The following is a 16,925-nucleotide window of genomic DNA, read 5'->3' as shown; positions in this document are numbered from 1 at the left end:
TCCGCTGTGGGGACAGCCTAGCCGGCTAGAGCAATTCCGCAATTACCCGAATAGCGGAATTACTCTAGCTCCTTGTTTTGTCGCATTTTCTTCACGCGAACCGGTGTCCACTTCGCTTGAAAATGCTTCAGGCCGCGGAAGGGAATTGACGCCCGTCGCGCTTCCGCTCAGGAAGAGGCCCGTCGGCACCCGCCGTCTGTCTCCGGGTTCTCCATGGTCAATCTTTCGGCTTCCAATGCCGCGCTGGTGCGGGACATGGTCGAGGCGCTCGGCGCGCCGGCCGTGCTGCTCGACGGCCAGGGCGTGGCGCAGGCGCTGAGCCCGGCCATGCCCGTCCTGATCCCAGGACTCGCGGTCGGCAAGCTGCTGGCGCTCGTGCTGCGCGACCCCGATCTCAACGACGCGATCGAGCACGTCGCGCTCGGAGGCGGACGCAAGACCGTCGAGCTGGTCGAGCGCGTGCCGGTCGAGCGGACCTTCCGCATCCATATCGCCGCGCTGAACGACAGCGGCCTGCGCCACGCGACGCTCCTGACCTTCCAGGACCTGAGCGAGCAGCGCGTGATCGAGCGCATGCGCGTCGATTTCGTCGCCAATGCCAGCCATGAGTTGCGCACGCCGCTCGCCTCGCTGCTCGGTTTCGTCGAGACCTTGCAGGGGCCGGCCCGCAATGACGAGCGGGCGCGCGAGCGCTTCCTCGGCATCATGCGCGAGCAGGGCCTGCGCATGGCGCGGCTCGTCGACGACCTGCTCTCGCTGTCGCGGATCGAGCAGCGCGCCCATGTCGCGCCGGATACGCCGGTCGATCTCGCCGGCATCGCCCGCGAGATCGTCGATTCGCTGACGCTGATGGCGCGGGAGCGCGACGTCACGCTGGCGTTGAAGACGCCGCACGAGGCGCTGCAGGTGCCGGGCGACCGCGACGAATTGCTGCGCCTGATGGAGAACCTCGTCGAGAACGCCATCAAATACGGCAAGCCCGGTGGAGAGGTCGCGATCACCGTCGAGGCCGGCGAGAGCGAGGCGAGCTTCAGCGTGCGCGATGATGGGCCAGGCATCGCGCCGGAGCATCTGCCGCGCCTGACCGAACGCTTCTACCGGGTCGATACCGCCGCGAGCCGCGAGGCCGGCGGCACGGGCCTGGGTCTCGCCATCGTGAAGCATATCGTGCTGCGCCATCGCGGGCGGCTGACGATCGAGAGCAAGCCGGGCGAAGGCGCGACCTTCAAGGCGATCCTGCCGCGTTTCGAGGCCGGGAGAGCCCACGGCTAGGCTTGGTTGACGCTCGGTCGCTTCGAGCGACCCGCTTGTCATTCCGGGGCGCGCCGCAGGCGCGAACCCGGAACCCACGACTGGGTTCGCGTTGGCGATTAGGCTGCTGCCAAAGGCTCGCCCGGTCGTGGGTTCCGGGTTCTTCGCTCCGCGAAGCCCCGGAATGACAGAGGTGGTTTCGACAAGGCGCCTCCGCCGCCTAATCCGTGCATGCCGGGCATCTATGACAGCTTTCATGACGGATTGTCATTTGGCTGTCATACAGAGGGTGTTCTGACAGGGCCGCTGCATATAGCGACCCAATGAGGACATCTCACATGCGCAAGATTCTCGTTCTCGCGGCCGTTGCCGCCGGGATCGCCGGTTCCGCCCAGGCTGCCGACATCACCGGCGCCGGCGCGACCTTCCCCTTCCCGATCTATTCGAAGTGGGCCGAGGCCTACAAGAAAGAGACCGGCACCGGCCTGAACTACCAGTCGATCGGCTCGGGTGGTGGCATCCGCCAGATCAAGGCCAAGACCGTCGCCTTCGGCGCGACCGACGCCCCGCTCAAGGGCGAGGACCTGACCAAGGACGGCCTGATCCAGTTCCCGACCGTGATGGGCGGCGTCGTGCCGGCCGTGAACATCGCCGGCGTCGAGCCGGGCAAGCTCAAGCTCTCGGGCGAGATCATCGCGCAGATCTATCTGGGCGACATCAAGAAGTGGAACGACCCGAAGATCGTCGCGCTCAATGCCGGCGTCACCCTGCCGGACGCGAACATCAACCCGGTCTACCGTTCGGACGGCTCGGGCACGACCTTCGTGTTCACCGACTATCTCGCCAAGGCCTCGGCCGAATGGAAGTCCAAGATCGGCGCCAACCAGTCGGTCCAGTGGCCGGTCGGCATCGGCGGCAAGGGCAACGAGGGCGTCTCGGCCTCGGTCAAGCAGGTCGCCAACTCGATCGGCTATGTCGAGTATGCCTATGCCAAGCAGAACAAGCTCTCGCACGCCCTGGTGAAGAATGCCGACGGCAACTTCCCGGCGCCGGAAGAGAAGGCCTTCCAGGCCGCCGCCGCCAACGCCAACTGGAACGAGCAGCCGGGCTTCGGCATCTCGCTCAACAACCAGAAGGGCGCGGATGCCTGGCCGATCACCTCGGCGACCTTCATCCTGGTCTATGCCAAGCCGGAGAAGCCGGAAGAGACGCAGGCCGCGCTGAAGTTCTTCGACTGGGTCTACAAGAACGGCGACAAGCTCGCCAGCGAGCTCGACTACGTCGCCCTGCCGGCGAACGTGAAGGACCAGGTCCGCAGCGCCTGGAAGGGCGTGACCGACACCTCGGGCAAGCCGATCTTCTGATCGCTTCCATCGACAGGGCGAGGCGGGTTCGACCCGCCTCGCCACCCTCATCAAGCCCTCATCCTGAGGAGCTCCCGCGGGAGGCTCTTCAGGATGAGGGCTGGGATCGGGCGGGCCTCCCGACGATCCCGGCCATGCCACCGGAGCCTCCGCGGATGACCGCAGCAACCGACATGACCAGCATTCCCGGCGCGACGCCGATCGTGCGCAAGACGCCGAAGGCGACCTTCGATCTCGTCTTCCGCAATGCCAGCTTCGGCGCCGCGCTGCTGGTGCTGGTGCTGCTCGCCGGCATCATGCTCTCGATGATCATCGGCGGCTGGCCGGCCTTCCGCGAATTCGGCCTCGGCTTCATCACCTCCAGCGTCTGGGACACCCAGAACGAGCAATACGGCGCCTGGCCGGCGATCGTCGGCACGCTCTCGACGGCGCTGATCGCGCTGGTGATCGGCGTGCCGCTCTCGCTGGGCATCGCGGTCTACCTGACGCAGCTCGCGCCGGCCTGGTTCAAGAGGCCTGTCTCGACCGCAATCGAGCTGCTGGCCGCCGTGCCCTCGATCATCTACGGCATGTGGGGCCTGTTCGTCTTCGTGCCGCTCTTCGCGGCCTATGTGCAGATCCCGCTCTCGAACATCGTCGAGGGCATCCCGATCGTCGGCACGGTGCTCTACTCGCGCTCGCCCTCGGGTCTCGGCATCTTCACCGCCGGCATCATCCTCGCCTTCATGATCGTGCCGTTCATCGCCTCGATCACCCGCGACATGCTGGAGCAGATCCCCTCGGTGCTGCGCGAGAGCGCCTATGGCATCGGCGCCACGACCTGGGAGGTCGTGCGCCATGTGCTGGTGCCGCAGGCCGGCGTCTCGATCATCGGCGCGATCATGCTGGGGCTGGGCCGCGCGCTCGGCGAGACGATGGCGGTGACCTTCGTCGTCGGCAACGCCAACCGGCTCTCGGCCTCGATCCTCGATCCCGGCTCGACCATCGCCTCGCGCATCGCCAACGAGTTCAACGAGGCCATGGGCCTGCAGCTCAACTCGCTGATCGCGCTGGGCTGCATCCTGTTCTTCGTCACCTTCGTCGTCCTCGTCATCGCGCGACTGCTGGTCGCCCGCGTCAAGCGCTACTGAGGCTAACCTCCATGACCATGACGACCACGCCTCGCGAATTGCCGCATCAGCCCTGGGGGCGCGTGCGCCAGTCCCGCCGCACCGCCGACCGGCTGATGAAGATCATCGCCACCGGCTTCACCTTCACCGCGATCTTCGTGCTGTTCTGGATCCTCGGCATGCTCGTGGTGAAGGGGATCGGCGGGCTCTCCGTCGCGACCTTCACGGCGGTCACGCCCGGCCCCGGCACGGAAGGCGGCGGCATCGCCAACGCCATCGTCGGCTCCTTCGTGCTGACCTTCCTCGGCATCGCCATCGCCACGCCGATCGGCGTTCTGGCCGGGACCTGGCTTGCCGAATACGGCCGCCGCTCGAAGCTCGCCAACCTGATCCGCTTCATCAACGACATCCTGCTCTCGGCGCCGTCGATCCTGATCGGCCTGTTCGTCTACGTCATCCTGGTCGAGCCGTTCCGGGGCTATTCCGGCTGGGCCGGCGGCGTCGCGCTCGGCATCATCGCGATCCCCGTGATCGTGCGCACGACCGAGGACATGCTGAGCCTCGTGCCCGGACCCTTGCGCGAGGCCGGCGCCGCGCTCGGCGCGCCGCCCTCCGTCGTCATCACCTCGGTGACCTGGCGCGCGGCCAAGGCCGGCATGGTCACCGGCATCCTGCTGGCGCTCGCCCGCATCGCCGGCGAGACCGCGCCGCTGCTCTTCACCGCGCTGAACAACAATTTCTGGTTCTCGCCGACGCTCGTCGGCGGCGTCTCTAACCTGCCGGTGACGATCTACCAGTTCGCCTCCGCCCCTTACGAGAACTGGCAGCAGCTCGCCTGGGCCGGCTCTCTCATCATCACCGTCTCGATCCTCGTGCTCTCGATCGTTGCCCGGCGTATCGTCGCCGGCAGCAAGTGAGCCTGAAACCAACCCGGTCGCGACCGACCTTGAGGACCTAAGTCGATGCTTTCGACCCTTGAACTCTCCCCCCAGTCGCTCGATGCCGAGGCGCCCGTCCGGATCGCGGTGAAGAACCTCGATTTCTACTACGGCGAGCACAAGGCGCTGAAGAACATCAATCTGGACTTCCGCGACCGCCACGTCACGGCGCTGATCGGCCCGTCGGGCTGCGGCAAGTCGACCCTGCTGCGCATCTTCAACCGGATCTACTCGCTCTATCCGGAGCAGCGCGCGGAAGGGCAGATCATGCTCGACGGCCGCAACATCATCTCCAACGATGTCGACGTGAACGAATTGCGCTCGCGCGTCGGCATGGTCTTCCAGAAGCCGACGCCGTTCCCGATGTCGATCTACGACAACGTCGCCTTCGGCATCCGCCTCTACGAGAAGCCGCCGAAGTCGGAGCTCGACGACCGCGTCGAGGGCGCGCTGCGCCGCGCCGCGCTCTGGGACGAGGTCAAGGACAAGCTGAAGAGCTCCGGCATGGGCCTCTCCGGCGGCCAGCAGCAGCGCCTGTGCATCGCGCGCACCATCGCGCAGAAGCCGGAAGTGATCCTGTTCGACGAGCCGACCTCGGCGCTCGACCCGATCTCGACCGGCAAGATCGAGGACCTGCTGGAGCAGCTCAAGAGCGACTTCACCATCGCGATCGTCACGCACAACATGCAGCAGGCGGCGCGCATCTCGCAGTACACCGCGTTCATGTATCTCGGCGAGGTCATCGAGTTCGCACCGACCAACACGATCTTCATGAACCCCGCCAAGAAGCAGACCCAGGACTACGTCACCGGCCGTTTCGGCTAAGGACCGGTTTCAAACTAGCAGCCCTCATCCTGAGGAGCCGCGCATTCGGCGTCTCGAAGGATGGTCCAGGAGGCTCCGGAACCATCTGGAGCATCCTTCGAGACGCAAGCTTCGCTTGCTCCTCAGCATGAGGGCTGAAGGATGCGCAATCCGATCCGAACAAGACGACGCTGCACCGGCGCCAATGATCTAGAGGACACGCCGCCATGACCGACCACATCGTCCGCTCCTACGACACCGATCTCGAAGGCATCCGCCGCAGCCTCGCCGAAATGGGCGGCATGGCCGAGCGCATGCTGGGCGATTCCACGGTGGCGCTCGTTCGCCGCGACACCGCGCTCGCCCAGAAGATCATCTCGGCCGACCAGCGTCTCGACAACCTCCAGCGCGAGGTCGAGGAGAAGGCCGTGCTCACCATCGCCCGGCGCCAGCCGCTGGCGCAGGACCTGCGCGAGCTGATCTCGGCGATCCGCCTTGCCTCGGACATCGAGCGCGTCGGCGATCTCGCCAAGAACATCGCCAAGCGCGCTGTCGCCATCGCCGGGCAGTTCCAGCCGCCGCATCGCGCGGTCGTCGGCCTGGAGCATATCAGCCGCCTGGTGCAGGCCCAGCTCAAGGACGTGCTCGACGCCTATGCCGCGACCAACGAGCAGAAGGCGCTCGAGGTCTGGAAGCGCGACGACGAGATCGACGCGCTCTACACCTCGCTGTTCCGCGAACTCCTGACCTATATGATGGAGGACCCGCGCAACATCACCTTCTGCACGCATCTGCTGTTCTGCGCCAAGAACATCGAGCGCATCGGCGACCACACCACCAATATCGCCGAGACGATCCATTACCTCGTCACCGGCGATTCCCTCGATGCGAACCGCCCCAAGCTCGACACGACCAATATCGAGGTCGAAGCGGTGACGGGAAGCTAAGGTCAAAGCCATCATGGCCGCACGTATCCTGATCGTCGAGGACGAAGAGCCGCTCACCCTGCTGCTGCGCTACAACCTCGAAGCCGAGGGCTTCGAGGTCGACAGCGTCGCGCGCGGGGACGATGCGGAGCTGCATCTGCGCGATCACACGCCCGATCTCGTCCTGCTCGACTGGATGCTGCCGGGCCTGTCCGGCATCGAGCTCTGCCGCCGGCTGCGCTCGCGTCGCGACACCGAGCGCGTGCCGATCATCATGCTGACGGCGCGCGGCGAGGAGACCGAGCGGGTGCGTGGCCTTGCGACCGGCGCCGACGACTATGTCGTGAAGCCGTTCTCGCTGCCGGAGCTGATCGCACGCATCCAGGCGCTTTTGCGCCGGGCGAAGCCAGGTCACGTCGCGGGGCTATTGGCGGCGGGCGATCTCGAACTCGACCGTACGACGCGCCGCGTCCGCCGCGCGGGCAGTGAACTCCATCTCGGGCCGACCGAGTTCCGCCTGCTGGAATTCCTGATGCAGGCGCCGGGCCGGGTCTATTCCCGCGCCCAGCTGCTCGATGCCGTCTGGGGCCGCGACGTCTATATCGACGAGCGCACGGTCGACGTCCATGTCGGGCGGCTGCGCAAGGCGATCACGCCGGGCGATGCCAAGGACCCGCTGCGCACCGTGCGTGGCGCCGGCTACGCCTTCGACGAGACCTTTGCGCGCGGCGGGGCCGCTTAAGCCTCAGGCGTTCGGGCCGCCCTCGATATCGCCGACCCAGCTCAGCGCCTTCTCGTAGTCCTCGGGCTTGAAGGCGCGGACCTTCACGAAGGGGATCGCCGGGTCGAGCAGTTCGACGAAGCCGGCGAGCCAGCCCCTGTCGGTGATCACGGCCTCCTTCGGGAAACGCCTGAGCTCCCAGAGCTTGCCGAGGCTGTAGCGCGCGTCCTTCCAGGCGGCGGCCAGCGTCATGTCAGTGAAATCGGTCATGTCGGCTAGGATGCCGAGCTTCTCGTGACGGGCGAGCCGGGCGTTGATGTCGGCCATGATCGCGTCGAGATCCTCTCCCGTCAGCGTCTGCGACAGGCGATAGGCGGCGACATGGTCCGGGGCCGGCAGAATCGTGAGCATGGATCGTCCTCCTGCTCGACAACGCGCGGGCGCGGACGAGGTTCGCAGGGCTGGTCTTGCCGCAGATCGAACGCTATGGCCTCCAACGCCATTCTCGAAGGACGGTGCGGAGGACGCGACGTGAGCGCGGCGCAGACCACGAAGGCTGAAGGCGCGGCCGTCACGATCGCCCATGTCGGCAAGCGCTTCGGTGGCGTGCAGGCGCTGACCGACGTCTCGCTTGCGGTCGCGCCCGGCGCGATCCAGTGCATCATCGGGCCATCGGGCGCCGGCAAGTCGACGCTGCTGCGCTGCATCGACGGGAGCGAGACGGCCGACGAGGGCACGATCCAGGTCGACGGGCAGCCGATCGAGACCGGGACCGCAGGCCAGCCTCTCGCCGTCGGCATGGTCCCCCAACGGCCCGCGCTGTTCGACCATATGACCGCCCTGCAGCACATTCTCGAAGGGCCGCTCGCCCGGCTGAAGCTGTCGCGGCGAGAGATCGTCGCGGAGGCGATGGCGGCGCTGGAACGGGTCGGGCTCCCCGACAGGCGCGATGCCTATCCCAACGAGCTTTCGGGCGGGCAGCAGCGGCGCCTTGCCGTCGCCAGAGCCTTGGCGGCGAAGCCGAGATTGATGCTGCTGGACGAGCCGACTGCGGGGCTCGATCCGGATGCCGCGAGCGAAGTGCTTGAGGTCATGCGCGGCCTCGCGGGATCGGGCCCGACCCTGATCGTGGCGACGCATGAAATCGGCTTCATCCGGGAAACCGGCGACCAGGTCGCCTTCATGGATGGCGGCGAGATCGTCGAGATCGGGTCGCCTCGGAGCCTCCTCGCCGCGCCGAGGCAGGCGCGTCTGCGCGACTTTCTCGCCTCGCTGTCGGCGTAGAGGCGCTTCGCTGGAAATGCTCGGCGGGCTTGCGATGCGGGCAGGGCTAACGTAACCCGGTCAGGTCTTCTCCGGATCGCCAGCGCCCACCGTCATGTCAGCCTCGATCACCGACCGTTATGCCGCCCTGGTCGAGGCGGGCGCCATCGAGCGCGATCCCGCGCAGGTCGCGGTGGTCAGGAAGCTCCAGGCGCTGACCGAGACGCTCGCAGCCCGTCGCCTCGCCCGCAAGGGCAGCGCGCTCGGCTGGCTCTTCGGCAAGAAGCCGGACACGGCTAGTGCGCCGAAAGGGCTCTATGTCTGGGGCTCGGTCGGCCGCGGCAAGACCATGCTGATGGACATGTTCTTCGAGGCGGCGCCGGTGAAGCGCAAGCGCCGCGTGCATTTCCACGAATTCCTCGCCGACGTGCATGGTCGCATCAACATCTATCGGCAGAAGATCAAGAGCGGCGAGGTCAAGGATTCCGATCCGATCGCGCCGGTTGCGGCGGATCTTGCTGATGAGGCCTATCTGCTCTGCTTCGACGAGTTCACCGTCACCGACATCGCCGATGCGATGATCCTCGGGCGGCTGTTCACGGCGCTGTTCGCGGCCGGCGTCGTCGTGGTCGCGACCTCGAATGTCGAGCCGTCGCGGCTCTATGAGGGCGGGCTCAACCGGGCGCTGTTCCTGCCCTTCATCGAATTGCTGCAGACCAAGGTCGAGGTGCTCAAGCTCGATGCGCGCACCGATTTCCGGTTGGAGAAGCTCGGCGGCGCGCCGGTCTATCATGTGCCCGCCGACGCGAAGGCGAAGGCTGCGCTCGATACGGCCTTCAAGGCGCTGTCCGGCGTGGCGCAGGGGCAACGCACGGTGCTGAACGTGCAGGGGCACGATCTCGTCCTGCCGCAGGCGGCCGGCAGCGTGGCGCGGGCGAGCTTCGCCGATCTCTGCGCGCAGGCCTATGGCGCGTCCGACTACATCGCGCTGGCGCAGCGCTTCCACACGCTGGTGCTGGACGACATCCCCATCCTCGATTTCGACCGACGCAACGAGGCCAAGCGCTTCATCATCCTGATCGACACGCTCTACGAACATCATGTGAAGCTCGTCGCCTCGGCAGCGGCCGAGCCGCATGAGCTCTATCGCGCGAACAAGGGGCGCGAGGCCTTCGAGTTCGACCGCACGGTTTCCCGCCTGATCGAGATGCGTTCCGAGGAATACCTCGCGATGCCGCATGGCCGGCCCGACTCGGCGGCGAGCGGGAATACCACCGGCCTGGTCGAGACTTGACGATGGCGCAGCGCGAGCCGAGCGAGACCCGCATCCTCACGGTCGCCGGCGAGCATCTGCGCAAGTTCGGGCTGAAGCGCTTCACCGTCGTCGCCGTGGCGGAAGAGGCGGGCATGACCCATGCCAATGTCTACCGCTACTTCCCGTCCAAGGGCGCGCTGATCGACGCCGTCGTCGATGTCTGGCTGAAGGCGACCGAGCGCCGGCTGGCCGATGTCGCGGACGGGCCCGATCCCGCCGACGACAAGCTGGAGCGCCTGATCCTGGCGCTGGCCAAGGCCAATCGCGACTTGCTGACCGAAGAGCCGCATCTGTTCGCGGCCTTGTCGCTGGCTGTTGCCAAGCGGCATGCGATCAGTCGGCGCAACCGGACCCGCGTGCGTGCCCTGTTCGAGCGGGTGGTCGACGAGGGCATGGCGACCGGCGTGTTCGAGCCGCGCGACCGCGACCGGGCGATCGCCTTCGTGATCGACGCCACCAACCGCTTCATCCATCCGGCCTCGCTGGCGCTGGAGGCGGACGTGCCGCAGGCCTCGGTCGATACCCGGCTCTCGACCTTGATCCGCGTCATCCTGCGCGTGCTCGGCAGCGGGATCGTGTGAATAATCTGGTGACCAATTACAAAATATGTAAATTGTAATCGTCGGATTTCGTTCCTGATGGAACCGAGTGTGGGCAAGGGATTTCGCTAAGTCCTTGAAAAATCAAGAGCGGCCTCGCGTGATACCGCGCGAGGGGCTCCCGTGCCCGAGAAAAGCCGCTTTTGCGGCGAGGGTTGCGGCAAAAGGCCGGTTTGGGCCAAAGGAACGCACGGTTTGGCCGGGTCCCCGGCCTGTCGCAGCGCCAAGGCATTTTGAATGTCGAAGCCGGCAGTGGCCGGATCGATGGTAGCGCCAGAAACAAAGGACTAGGCAATGGCCCGTAAGAAGATCGCCCTCATCGGCTCCGGCCAGATCGGCGGCACGCTCGCCCACCTCGCCGGCCTCAAGGAACTGGGCGACATCGTCCTGTTCGACATCGCCGAGGGCATTCCGCAGGGCAAGGGCCTGGACATCGCCGAGTCCTCGCCGGTCGACGGTTTCGACGCCGGCTACAAGGGCACGAACTCCTACGAGGACATCAAGGGCGCCGACGTGATCATCGTCACCGCCGGCGTGCCGCGCAAGCCCGGCATGAGCCGCGACGACCTGATCGGCATCAACCTCAAGGTGATGAAGGCGGTGGGCGAGGGCATCAAGCAGTACGCTCCCAAGGCCTTCGTGATCTGCATCACCAACCCGCTCGATGCGATGGTCTGGGCGCTCCAGAAGTTCTCGGGCCTGAAGCCCAACATGATCTGCGGCATGGCCGGCGTGCTCGACTCCGCCCGCTTCCGCTATTTCCTCGCCGAAGAGTTCAACGTCTCGGTCAAGGACGTCTCGGCCTTCGTGCTCGGCGGCCATGGCGACGACATGGTGCCGCTGGTTCGCTACTCCGGCGTCGCCGGCATCCCGCTGCCGGACCTCGTCAAGATGAAGTGGACCACGCAGGAGAAGCTGGACGCCATCGTCGAGCGCACCCGCAAGGGCGGCGGCGAGATCGTCAACCTGCTCAAGACCGGCTCGGCCTTCTATGCCCCGGCTGCCTCGGCGATCGCGATGGCCGAGAGCTATCTCAAGGACCAGAAGCGCGTGCTGCCGGCGGCGGCTGCGCTCAAGGGCCAGTACGGCGTCAAGGACATGTTCGTCGGCGTTCCCGTCGTGATCGGCGCCAAGGGTGTCGAGCGCGTCGTCAAGATCCGCCTCAACGGCGCCGAGAAGGAAATGCTGGCGAAGTCGGTGGCTTCGGTCCAGGGCCTGATCGACGCCTGCAAGACCGTCGATCCGTCACTCGCGTGATCTAGAGCGAGGGCGGCGGCGCGGAGACGCGCGGCCGCCCTTTCGTCAATTTTTGTCGCTGCCAGGGAAACCGAGCACATGAACATCCACGAATACCAGGGCAAAGCCATCCTCAAGGAATTCGGCGCGCCCGTTTCGGCCGGTTTCCCGGCACTCACGGTGGCTGAGGCGGTCGAGGCCGCCAAGAAGCTGCCGGGGCCGCTTTACGTCGTGAAGTCGCAGATCCACGCCGGCGGGCGCGGAAAGGGCAAGTTCAAGGAACTCGGCCCCGACGCGAAGGGCGGCGTTCGCCTGGCCAAGTCGGTCGCAGAGGTCGAGGCCCACGCCAAGGAGATGCTCGGCAACACGCTGGTCACGATCCAGACCGGCGAGACCGGCAAGCAGGTCAACCGCCTCTATATCGAGGACGGCTCGGACATCGAGAAGGAGTTCTACCTCTCGGCGCTGGTCGACCGCGAGACCTCGCGCATCGCCTTCGTCATCTCGACCGAGGGCGGCATGGACATCGAGGCCGTCGCCCATGACACGCCTGAGAAGATCGAGACCTTCTCGGTCGATCCGGCCACGGGCATCATGCCGCATCACGGCCGCGCCATGGCGCGCATCCTCGGCCTAACCGGCGATCTCGCCAAGCAGGCCGGCACCGTCCTCGGCCAGATCTACAGCGCGTTCGTGGCCAAGGACATGGACATGCTCGAGATCAACCCGCTGATCGTGACCACCCAGGGCCAGCTCAAGTGCCTGGACGCCAAGGTCTCGTTCGACTCGAACTCGCTCTACCGTCACCCCGAGGTCGTTGCGCTGCGCGACACCACGGAAGAGGACGAGAAGGAGATCGAGGCCTCCAAGTACGACCTCGCCTATATCGCGCTCGACGGCACGATCGGCTGCATGGTCAATGGCGCCGGCCTCGCCATGGCGACGCTCGACATCATCCAGCTCTACGGTGAATCCCCCGCGAACTTCCTCGACGTCGGCGGCGGCGCCTCGGAAGAGAAGGTGACGGCGGCGTTCAAGATCATCACCGCCGACCCGAAGGTGAAGGGCATCCTCGTCAACATCTTCGGCGGCATCATGAAGTGCGACGTCATCGCGCGCGGCGTCATCGCCGCGGTGAAGGCCGTCGGCCTTCAGGTTCCGCTGGTCGTGCGCCTCGAAGGCACCAATGTCGAGGAAGGCAAGCAGATCATCCGCGAGTCCGGCCTCAACGTCATTCCCGCTGATGACCTCGACGACGCCGCGCAGAAGATCGTCGCCGCGGTCAAGAAGGCCTGAGGAGCAGACATGTCCATCCTGATCGACAAGAACACCAAGGTCATCTGCCAGGGCTTCACCGGCAAGAACGGCACCTTCCACTCCGAGCAGGCGATCGCCTATGGCACGCAGATGGTCGGCGGCACCTCTCCGGGGAAGGGCGGCTCGCTCCATCTCGGCCTGCCGGTCTTCGACAGCGTGCACGAGGCCAAGGCCAAGACCGGCGCCGACGCCTCGGTCGTCTACGTGCCGCCTCCGGGCGCCGCCGACGCGATCTGCGAGGCGATCGACGCCGAGATCCCGCTGATCATCTGCATCACCGAGGGCATCCCGGTGCTCGACATGGTGCGCGTGAAGCGTTCGCTCTCGGGCTCGAAGTCGCGCCTGATCGGCCCGAACTGCCCCGGCGTCGTCACCGCCGGCCAGTCGAAGATCGGCATCATGCCGGCGAACATCTTCAAGCCGGGCTCGGTCGGCATTGTCTCGCGCTCGGGCACGCTGACCTATGAGGCGGTGTTCCAGACCACGCGCGAGGGCCTCGGCCAGACCACGGCCGTCGGCATCGGCGGCGACCCGGTCAAGGGCACCGAGTTCATCGACATGCTCGAGATGTTCCTGGCCGACGACAAGACCGAGTCGATCGTCATGATCGGCGAGATCGGCGGCTCGGCCGAAGAGGACGCGGCGCAGTTCATCAAGGACGAGGCCAAGCGCGGCCGCAAGAAGCCGATGGTCGGTTTCATCGCCGGCCGCACGGCCCCTCCCGGCCGCCGCATGGGCCATGCCGGCGCGATCATCTCGGGCGGCAAGGGCGGCGCCGAGGACAAGATCGCGGCGATGGAAGCCGCGGGCATCCGGGTCTCGCCCTCGCCGGCGCGCCTTGGAAAGACCTTGGTCGAAGTGTTGAAGGGCTGAGGTCCTGACGCCTCTCCGGGGCGCGTCATGGTCGGACTTGACCCGACCATCTCGTCCCGGAAGAGGCGACGGCAAAACGGCAAGATGCTCAGGGCGCAAGCCCGAGCATGACGGCAAGTTGAAAGGATGTCCGGGCAGGGGTTCGGACATGGCTTAAGCGGCGAAGGAAGGCAGGAGCATCATGGCTCGCCAGGACATCAACGAGGCTCTCGCGCAGACCGGCTTCCTCTATGGCGGCAACGCTGCCTATATCGAGGATCTCTATGCCCGCTACGAGGCCGATCCCAAGTCGGTCGACGAGCAGTGGCAGAGCTTCTTCGGCGCGCTGAAGGACGACAAGCAAGCCGTCCTGCAGAACGCCAAGGGCGCGTCCTGGAAGAAGCCGAACTGGCCGATCGCCGCCAGCGGCGAGCTAGTCTCGGCGCTGGACGGCAACTGGGCCGTCGTCGAGAAGGTGATCTCCGACAAGCTCGGCGCCAAGGCCAAGGCCGCCGGCACCGCGCTCTCCGCCGCCGACGTGCAGCAGGCGACCCGCGATTCCGTGCGCGCGATCATGCTGATCCGCGCCTACCGGATGCGCGGCCATCTCCATGCCAATCTCGACCCGCTGGGTATCGAGAGCAGCACCGATCATGAGGAGCTGTCGCCGGCCGCCTTCGGCTTCACCGAGGCCGATCTCGACCGCAAGATCTTCATCGACAACGTGCTCGGCATGGAGTTCGCCACCATCCGCGAGATGGTCGCGGTGCTGCAGCGGACCTATTGCGGCACGGTCGGCATCGAGTTCATGCATATCTCCGACCCCGAGCAGAAGGCCTGGCTGCAGGAACGCATCGAGGGGCCGGACAAGGAGATCGCCTTCACCAAGGAAGGCAAGAAGGCGATCCTGAACAAGCTCGTCGAGGCCGAAGGCTTCGAGAAGTTCCTGGATCTGAAGTTCACCGGCACCAAGCGCTTCGGCCTGGATGGCGGCGAGGCGCTGGTCCCGGCGCTGGAGCAGATCATCAAGCGCGGCGGCGCGCTCGGCGTACGCGACATCGTCTTCGGCATGGCCCATCGCGGCCGCCTCAACGTGCTGACCCAGGTGCTGGGCAAGCCGCACCGCGCGCTGTTCCACGAGTTCAAGGGCGGCTCCTTCGCGCCTGATGACGTCGAGGGCTCGGGCGACGTGAAGTACCATCTCGGTGCGTCCGCCGATCGCGAGTTCGACGGCAACAACGTCCACGTCTCGCTGACCGCCAACCCGTCGCATCTCGAGATCGTCGATCCCGTCGTGCTCGGCAAGGTGCGCGCCAAGCAGGACCAGTTCGGCGACATCGTCGAGCGCTCCAAGGTGCTGCCGCTGCTGATCCATGGCGATGCGGCCTTCGCCGGCCAGGGCGTCGTGGCGGAATGCCTCGGCCTCTCCGGCCTGAAGGGCCACCGCACTGGCGGCTCGCTGCATTTCATCATCAACAACCAGATCGGCTTCACCACCTATCCGCGCTATTCGCGCTCCTCGCCCTATCCGTCCGACGTGGCGAAGATGGTCGAGGCTCCGGTGTTCCATGTGAACGGCGACGATCCGGAGGCGGTGGTCTTCGCCGCCAAGGTCGCGATCGAGTTCCGGCAGAAGTTCCACAAGCCGGTCGTGATCGACATGTTCTGCTATCGCCGCTTCGGCCATAACGAGGGCGACGAGCCGGGCTTCACCCAGCCGCTGATGTACCGCAAGATCCGCGGCCACAAGTCGACGCTGGAGCTGTACGGCGCCAAGCTCGCGGCGGAAGGCGTCATCAGTGCCGACGAGCTCGACGCGATGCGCGCCGCCTGGAAGGCGAAGCTGGAGGTCGAGTTCGACGCCGGCCAGGCCTTCAAGCCGAACAAGGCCGACTGGCTCGACGGCCGCTGGGCCGGCATGAAGGCGATCCGCGCCGACGAGGACGATCCGCGCCGCGGCGCCACCGGCGTGCCGGCGGAGACGCTGAAGGAGATCACCGAGAAGATCACCGCCGTTCCGGCCGGCTTCAACGTCCACAAGACGATCCAGCGCTTCCTCGACAACCGCAAGAAGGCGGTCGAGAGCGGCGAGGGCATCGACTGGGCGACGGCCGAATCGCTGGCCTTCGGCTCGCTGCTGCTCGACGGCAACCCGGTCCGTCTTTCGGGCCAGGATTGCGAGCGCGGCACCTTCTCGCAGCGCCATTCGGTGCTGATCGACCAGGAGACGGAAGGCCGCCACACCTCGCTGAACCATATCCGCGAGGACCAGGCCCGCTACGAGGTCATCAACTCGATGCTCTCGGAAGAGGCCGTGCTCGGCTTCGAATACGGCTACACCCTGTCGGAGCCGAACGCGCTGACGATGTGGGAGGCGCAGTTCGGCGACTTCGCCAACGGCGCGCAGGTCGTGTTCGACCAGTTCATCTCGTCGGGCGAGCGCAAGTGGCTGCGCATGTCCGGCCTCGTCTGCCTGCTGCCGCATGGCTATGAGGGCCAGGGTCCGGAGCACTCCTCCGCCCGCCTGGAGCGCTTCCTGCAGATGTGCGCCGAGGACAACATGCAGGTGGCGAACTGCTCGACGCCGGCGAGCTATTTCCACATCCTGCGCCGCCAGCTGAAGCGCGACTTCCGCAAGCCGCTGATCCTGATGACGCCGAAGTCGCTGCTGCGCCACAAGCGCTGCATCTCCGACCTCGCCGACCTCGCCGAGGGCTCGACCTTCCACCGCGTGCTGGCCGACGATGCCGAGCGCGGCAAGTCGACCACCAAGCTGGTCAAGGACTCGAAGATCCGCCGCGTCGTGCTCTGCTCGGGCAAGGTCTATTTCGACCTGCTGGAGGAGCGCGAGAAGCGCGGCGTCGACGATGTCTACCTGATGCGCGTCGAGCAGCTCTACCCGTTCCCGCTGAAGACGCTGGCGCAGGAGCTGGCGCGCTTCAAGGGCGCCGACGTGGTCTGGTGCCAGGAAGAGCCGAAGAACATGGGCTCCTGGACCTTCGTCGAGCCCTATCTGGAATGGGTGCTGGGCCATGCCGGCTCGAAGTCGAAGCGTCCGCGCTATGTCGGACGCCCGGCCTCGGCCGCGACCGCGACCGGCCTGATGTCCAAGCATCTCGCCCAGCTCAACGCCTTCCTCGACGAGGCCTTCGCGGCCTGACATCTTTCTCCGGCGGCGCCTTGAGCGCGCTGCCGGATTTCATTGCTGCATCGGCGCCCTAGCCGGTGCC

The 16,925-nt window shown here is 66.3% G+C and carries 15 protein-coding genes; 14 read left to right on the top strand and 1 reads right to left on the bottom strand.

From position 1 onward, the window contains the following. The first annotated feature begins 213 nt into the window (after positions 1–213). The 7 genes from ACFJGT_RS18625 to phoB all read left to right on the top strand — a co-directional run bounded on the left by ACFJGT_RS18625 (position 214) and on the right by phoB (position 7,134). Positions 214–1,272, top strand: a complete 1,059-nt coding sequence (locus ACFJGT_RS18625) for an ATP-binding protein (RefSeq protein WP_377840762.1) — start codon at positions 214–216, stop codon at positions 1,270–1,272. Positions 1,273–1,589: 317 nt separating this feature from the next. Then, entirely contained in the window at positions 1,590–2,615 is a 1,026-nt protein-coding gene (gene pstS, locus ACFJGT_RS18620; RefSeq protein ID WP_377840760.1) for a phosphate ABC transporter substrate-binding protein PstS, read from the top strand. Between the two features lie 155 nt (positions 2,616–2,770). Then, entirely contained in the window at positions 2,771–3,745 is a 975-nt protein-coding gene (pstC, locus tag ACFJGT_RS18615; protein ID WP_377840757.1) for a phosphate ABC transporter permease subunit PstC, read from the top strand. Positions 3,746–3,756: 11 nt separating this feature from the next. Next, a complete protein-coding gene (gene pstA, locus ACFJGT_RS18610) occupies positions 3,757–4,641 on the top strand; it encodes a phosphate ABC transporter permease PstA (protein WP_377840755.1) in 885 nt (294 codons plus the stop codon). A 45-nt stretch (positions 4,642–4,686) separates the two neighbouring features. After that, on the top strand, positions 4,687–5,487 hold the full coding sequence (gene pstB, locus ACFJGT_RS18605; protein ID WP_199091950.1) for a phosphate ABC transporter ATP-binding protein PstB: 801 nt from the start codon (positions 4,687–4,689) through the stop codon (positions 5,485–5,487). Between the two features lie 206 nt (positions 5,488–5,693). After that, the gene (gene phoU / locus ACFJGT_RS18600; protein WP_377840752.1) at positions 5,694–6,413 is read left to right on the top strand and encodes a phosphate signaling complex protein PhoU; all 720 of its coding nucleotides are present in this window, start codon (positions 5,694–5,696) and stop codon (positions 6,411–6,413) included. Between the two features lie 13 nt (positions 6,414–6,426). Beyond that, entirely contained in the window at positions 6,427–7,134 is a 708-nt protein-coding gene (phoB, locus tag ACFJGT_RS18595; protein ID WP_047576054.1) for a phosphate regulon transcriptional regulator PhoB, read from the top strand. 3 nt (positions 7,135–7,137) lie between these two features. On the opposite strand, the gene ACFJGT_RS18590 is transcribed toward phoB, so the two are convergent. Continuing rightward, the gene (locus ACFJGT_RS18590) at positions 7,138–7,524 is read right to left on the bottom strand and encodes an STAS/SEC14 domain-containing protein (protein ID WP_377840747.1); all 387 of its coding nucleotides are present in this window, start codon (positions 7,522–7,524) and stop codon (positions 7,138–7,140) included. 120 nt (positions 7,525–7,644) lie between these two features. On the opposite strand from ACFJGT_RS18590, the gene ACFJGT_RS18585 reads away from it, so the two are divergent. The 7 genes from ACFJGT_RS18585 (at position 7,645) to ACFJGT_RS18555 (ending at position 16,855) form a co-directional block, all read left to right on the top strand. Beyond that, the gene (locus ACFJGT_RS18585) at positions 7,645–8,397 is read left to right on the top strand and encodes an amino acid ABC transporter ATP-binding protein (protein WP_377840744.1); all 753 of its coding nucleotides are present in this window, start codon (positions 7,645–7,647) and stop codon (positions 8,395–8,397) included. A 94-nt stretch (positions 8,398–8,491) separates the two neighbouring features. Beyond that, positions 8,492–9,670: a cell division protein ZapE gene (gene zapE, locus ACFJGT_RS18580; protein ID WP_377840740.1), complete on the top strand. Its 1,179-nt coding sequence runs from the start codon at positions 8,492–8,494 to the stop codon at positions 9,668–9,670. A 2-nt stretch (positions 9,671–9,672) separates the two neighbouring features. Next, a complete protein-coding gene (locus ACFJGT_RS18575; RefSeq protein ID WP_199092726.1) occupies positions 9,673–10,272 on the top strand; it encodes a TetR/AcrR family transcriptional regulator in 600 nt (199 codons plus the stop codon). A gap of 312 nt (positions 10,273–10,584) precedes the next feature. After that, complete coding sequence (gene mdh, locus ACFJGT_RS18570; RefSeq protein ID WP_377840736.1) at positions 10,585–11,547, top strand: malate dehydrogenase; 963 nt, start codon at positions 10,585–10,587, stop codon at positions 11,545–11,547. Between the two features lie 78 nt (positions 11,548–11,625). Next, positions 11,626–12,822: an ADP-forming succinate--CoA ligase subunit beta gene (sucC, locus tag ACFJGT_RS18565; RefSeq protein WP_377840733.1), complete on the top strand. Its 1,197-nt coding sequence runs from the start codon at positions 11,626–11,628 to the stop codon at positions 12,820–12,822. A 9-nt stretch (positions 12,823–12,831) separates the two neighbouring features. Further along, positions 12,832–13,716 (top strand): succinate--CoA ligase subunit alpha, encoded by an 885-nt coding sequence (gene sucD, locus ACFJGT_RS18560; protein WP_199092732.1) that lies wholly within the window; start codon positions 12,832–12,834, stop codon positions 13,714–13,716. 181 nt (positions 13,717–13,897) lie between these two features. After that, positions 13,898–16,855, top strand: a complete 2,958-nt coding sequence (locus ACFJGT_RS18555; protein ID WP_377840730.1) for a 2-oxoglutarate dehydrogenase E1 component — start codon at positions 13,898–13,900, stop codon at positions 16,853–16,855. Positions 16,856–16,925 lie beyond the last annotated feature (70 nt).

This window comes from Allobosea sp. UC22_33 (assembly GCF_042700715.1).
Lineage (GTDB): Bacteria > Pseudomonadota > Alphaproteobacteria > Rhizobiales > Beijerinckiaceae > Allobosea.
This window is presented reverse-complemented; position numbering and strand designations above follow the sequence as displayed.

Coding starts and splice junctions, on each gene's coding strand:
- pstC (WP_377840757.1), top strand. CDS start 2,771: ATGACCGCAGCAACCGACATGACCAGCATTCCCGGCGCGACGCCGATC.
- mdh (WP_377840736.1), top strand. CDS start 10,585: ATGGCCCGTAAGAAGATCGCCCTCATCGGCTCCGGCCAGATCGGCGGC.
- ACFJGT_RS18575 (WP_199092726.1), top strand. CDS start 9,673: ATGGCGCAGCGCGAGCCGAGCGAGACCCGCATCCTCACGGTCGCCGGC.
- sucC (WP_377840733.1), top strand. CDS start 11,626: ATGAACATCCACGAATACCAGGGCAAAGCCATCCTCAAGGAATTCGGC.
- sucD (WP_199092732.1), top strand. CDS start 12,832: ATGTCCATCCTGATCGACAAGAACACCAAGGTCATCTGCCAGGGCTTC.
- phoU (WP_377840752.1), top strand. CDS start 5,694: ATGACCGACCACATCGTCCGCTCCTACGACACCGATCTCGAAGGCATC.
- ACFJGT_RS18590 (WP_377840747.1), bottom strand. CDS start 7,524: ATGCTCACGATTCTGCCGGCCCCGGACCATGTCGCCGCCTATCGCCTG.
- zapE (WP_377840740.1), top strand. CDS start 8,492: ATGTCAGCCTCGATCACCGACCGTTATGCCGCCCTGGTCGAGGCGGGC.
- phoB (WP_047576054.1), top strand. CDS start 6,427: ATGGCCGCACGTATCCTGATCGTCGAGGACGAAGAGCCGCTCACCCTG.
- pstA (WP_377840755.1), top strand. CDS start 3,757: ATGACCATGACGACCACGCCTCGCGAATTGCCGCATCAGCCCTGGGGG.
- ACFJGT_RS18555 (WP_377840730.1), top strand. CDS start 13,898: ATGGCTCGCCAGGACATCAACGAGGCTCTCGCGCAGACCGGCTTCCTC.
- ACFJGT_RS18625 (WP_377840762.1), top strand. CDS start 214: ATGGTCAATCTTTCGGCTTCCAATGCCGCGCTGGTGCGGGACATGGTC.
- pstB (WP_199091950.1), top strand. CDS start 4,687: ATGCTTTCGACCCTTGAACTCTCCCCCCAGTCGCTCGATGCCGAGGCG.
- pstS (WP_377840760.1), top strand. CDS start 1,590: ATGCGCAAGATTCTCGTTCTCGCGGCCGTTGCCGCCGGGATCGCCGGT.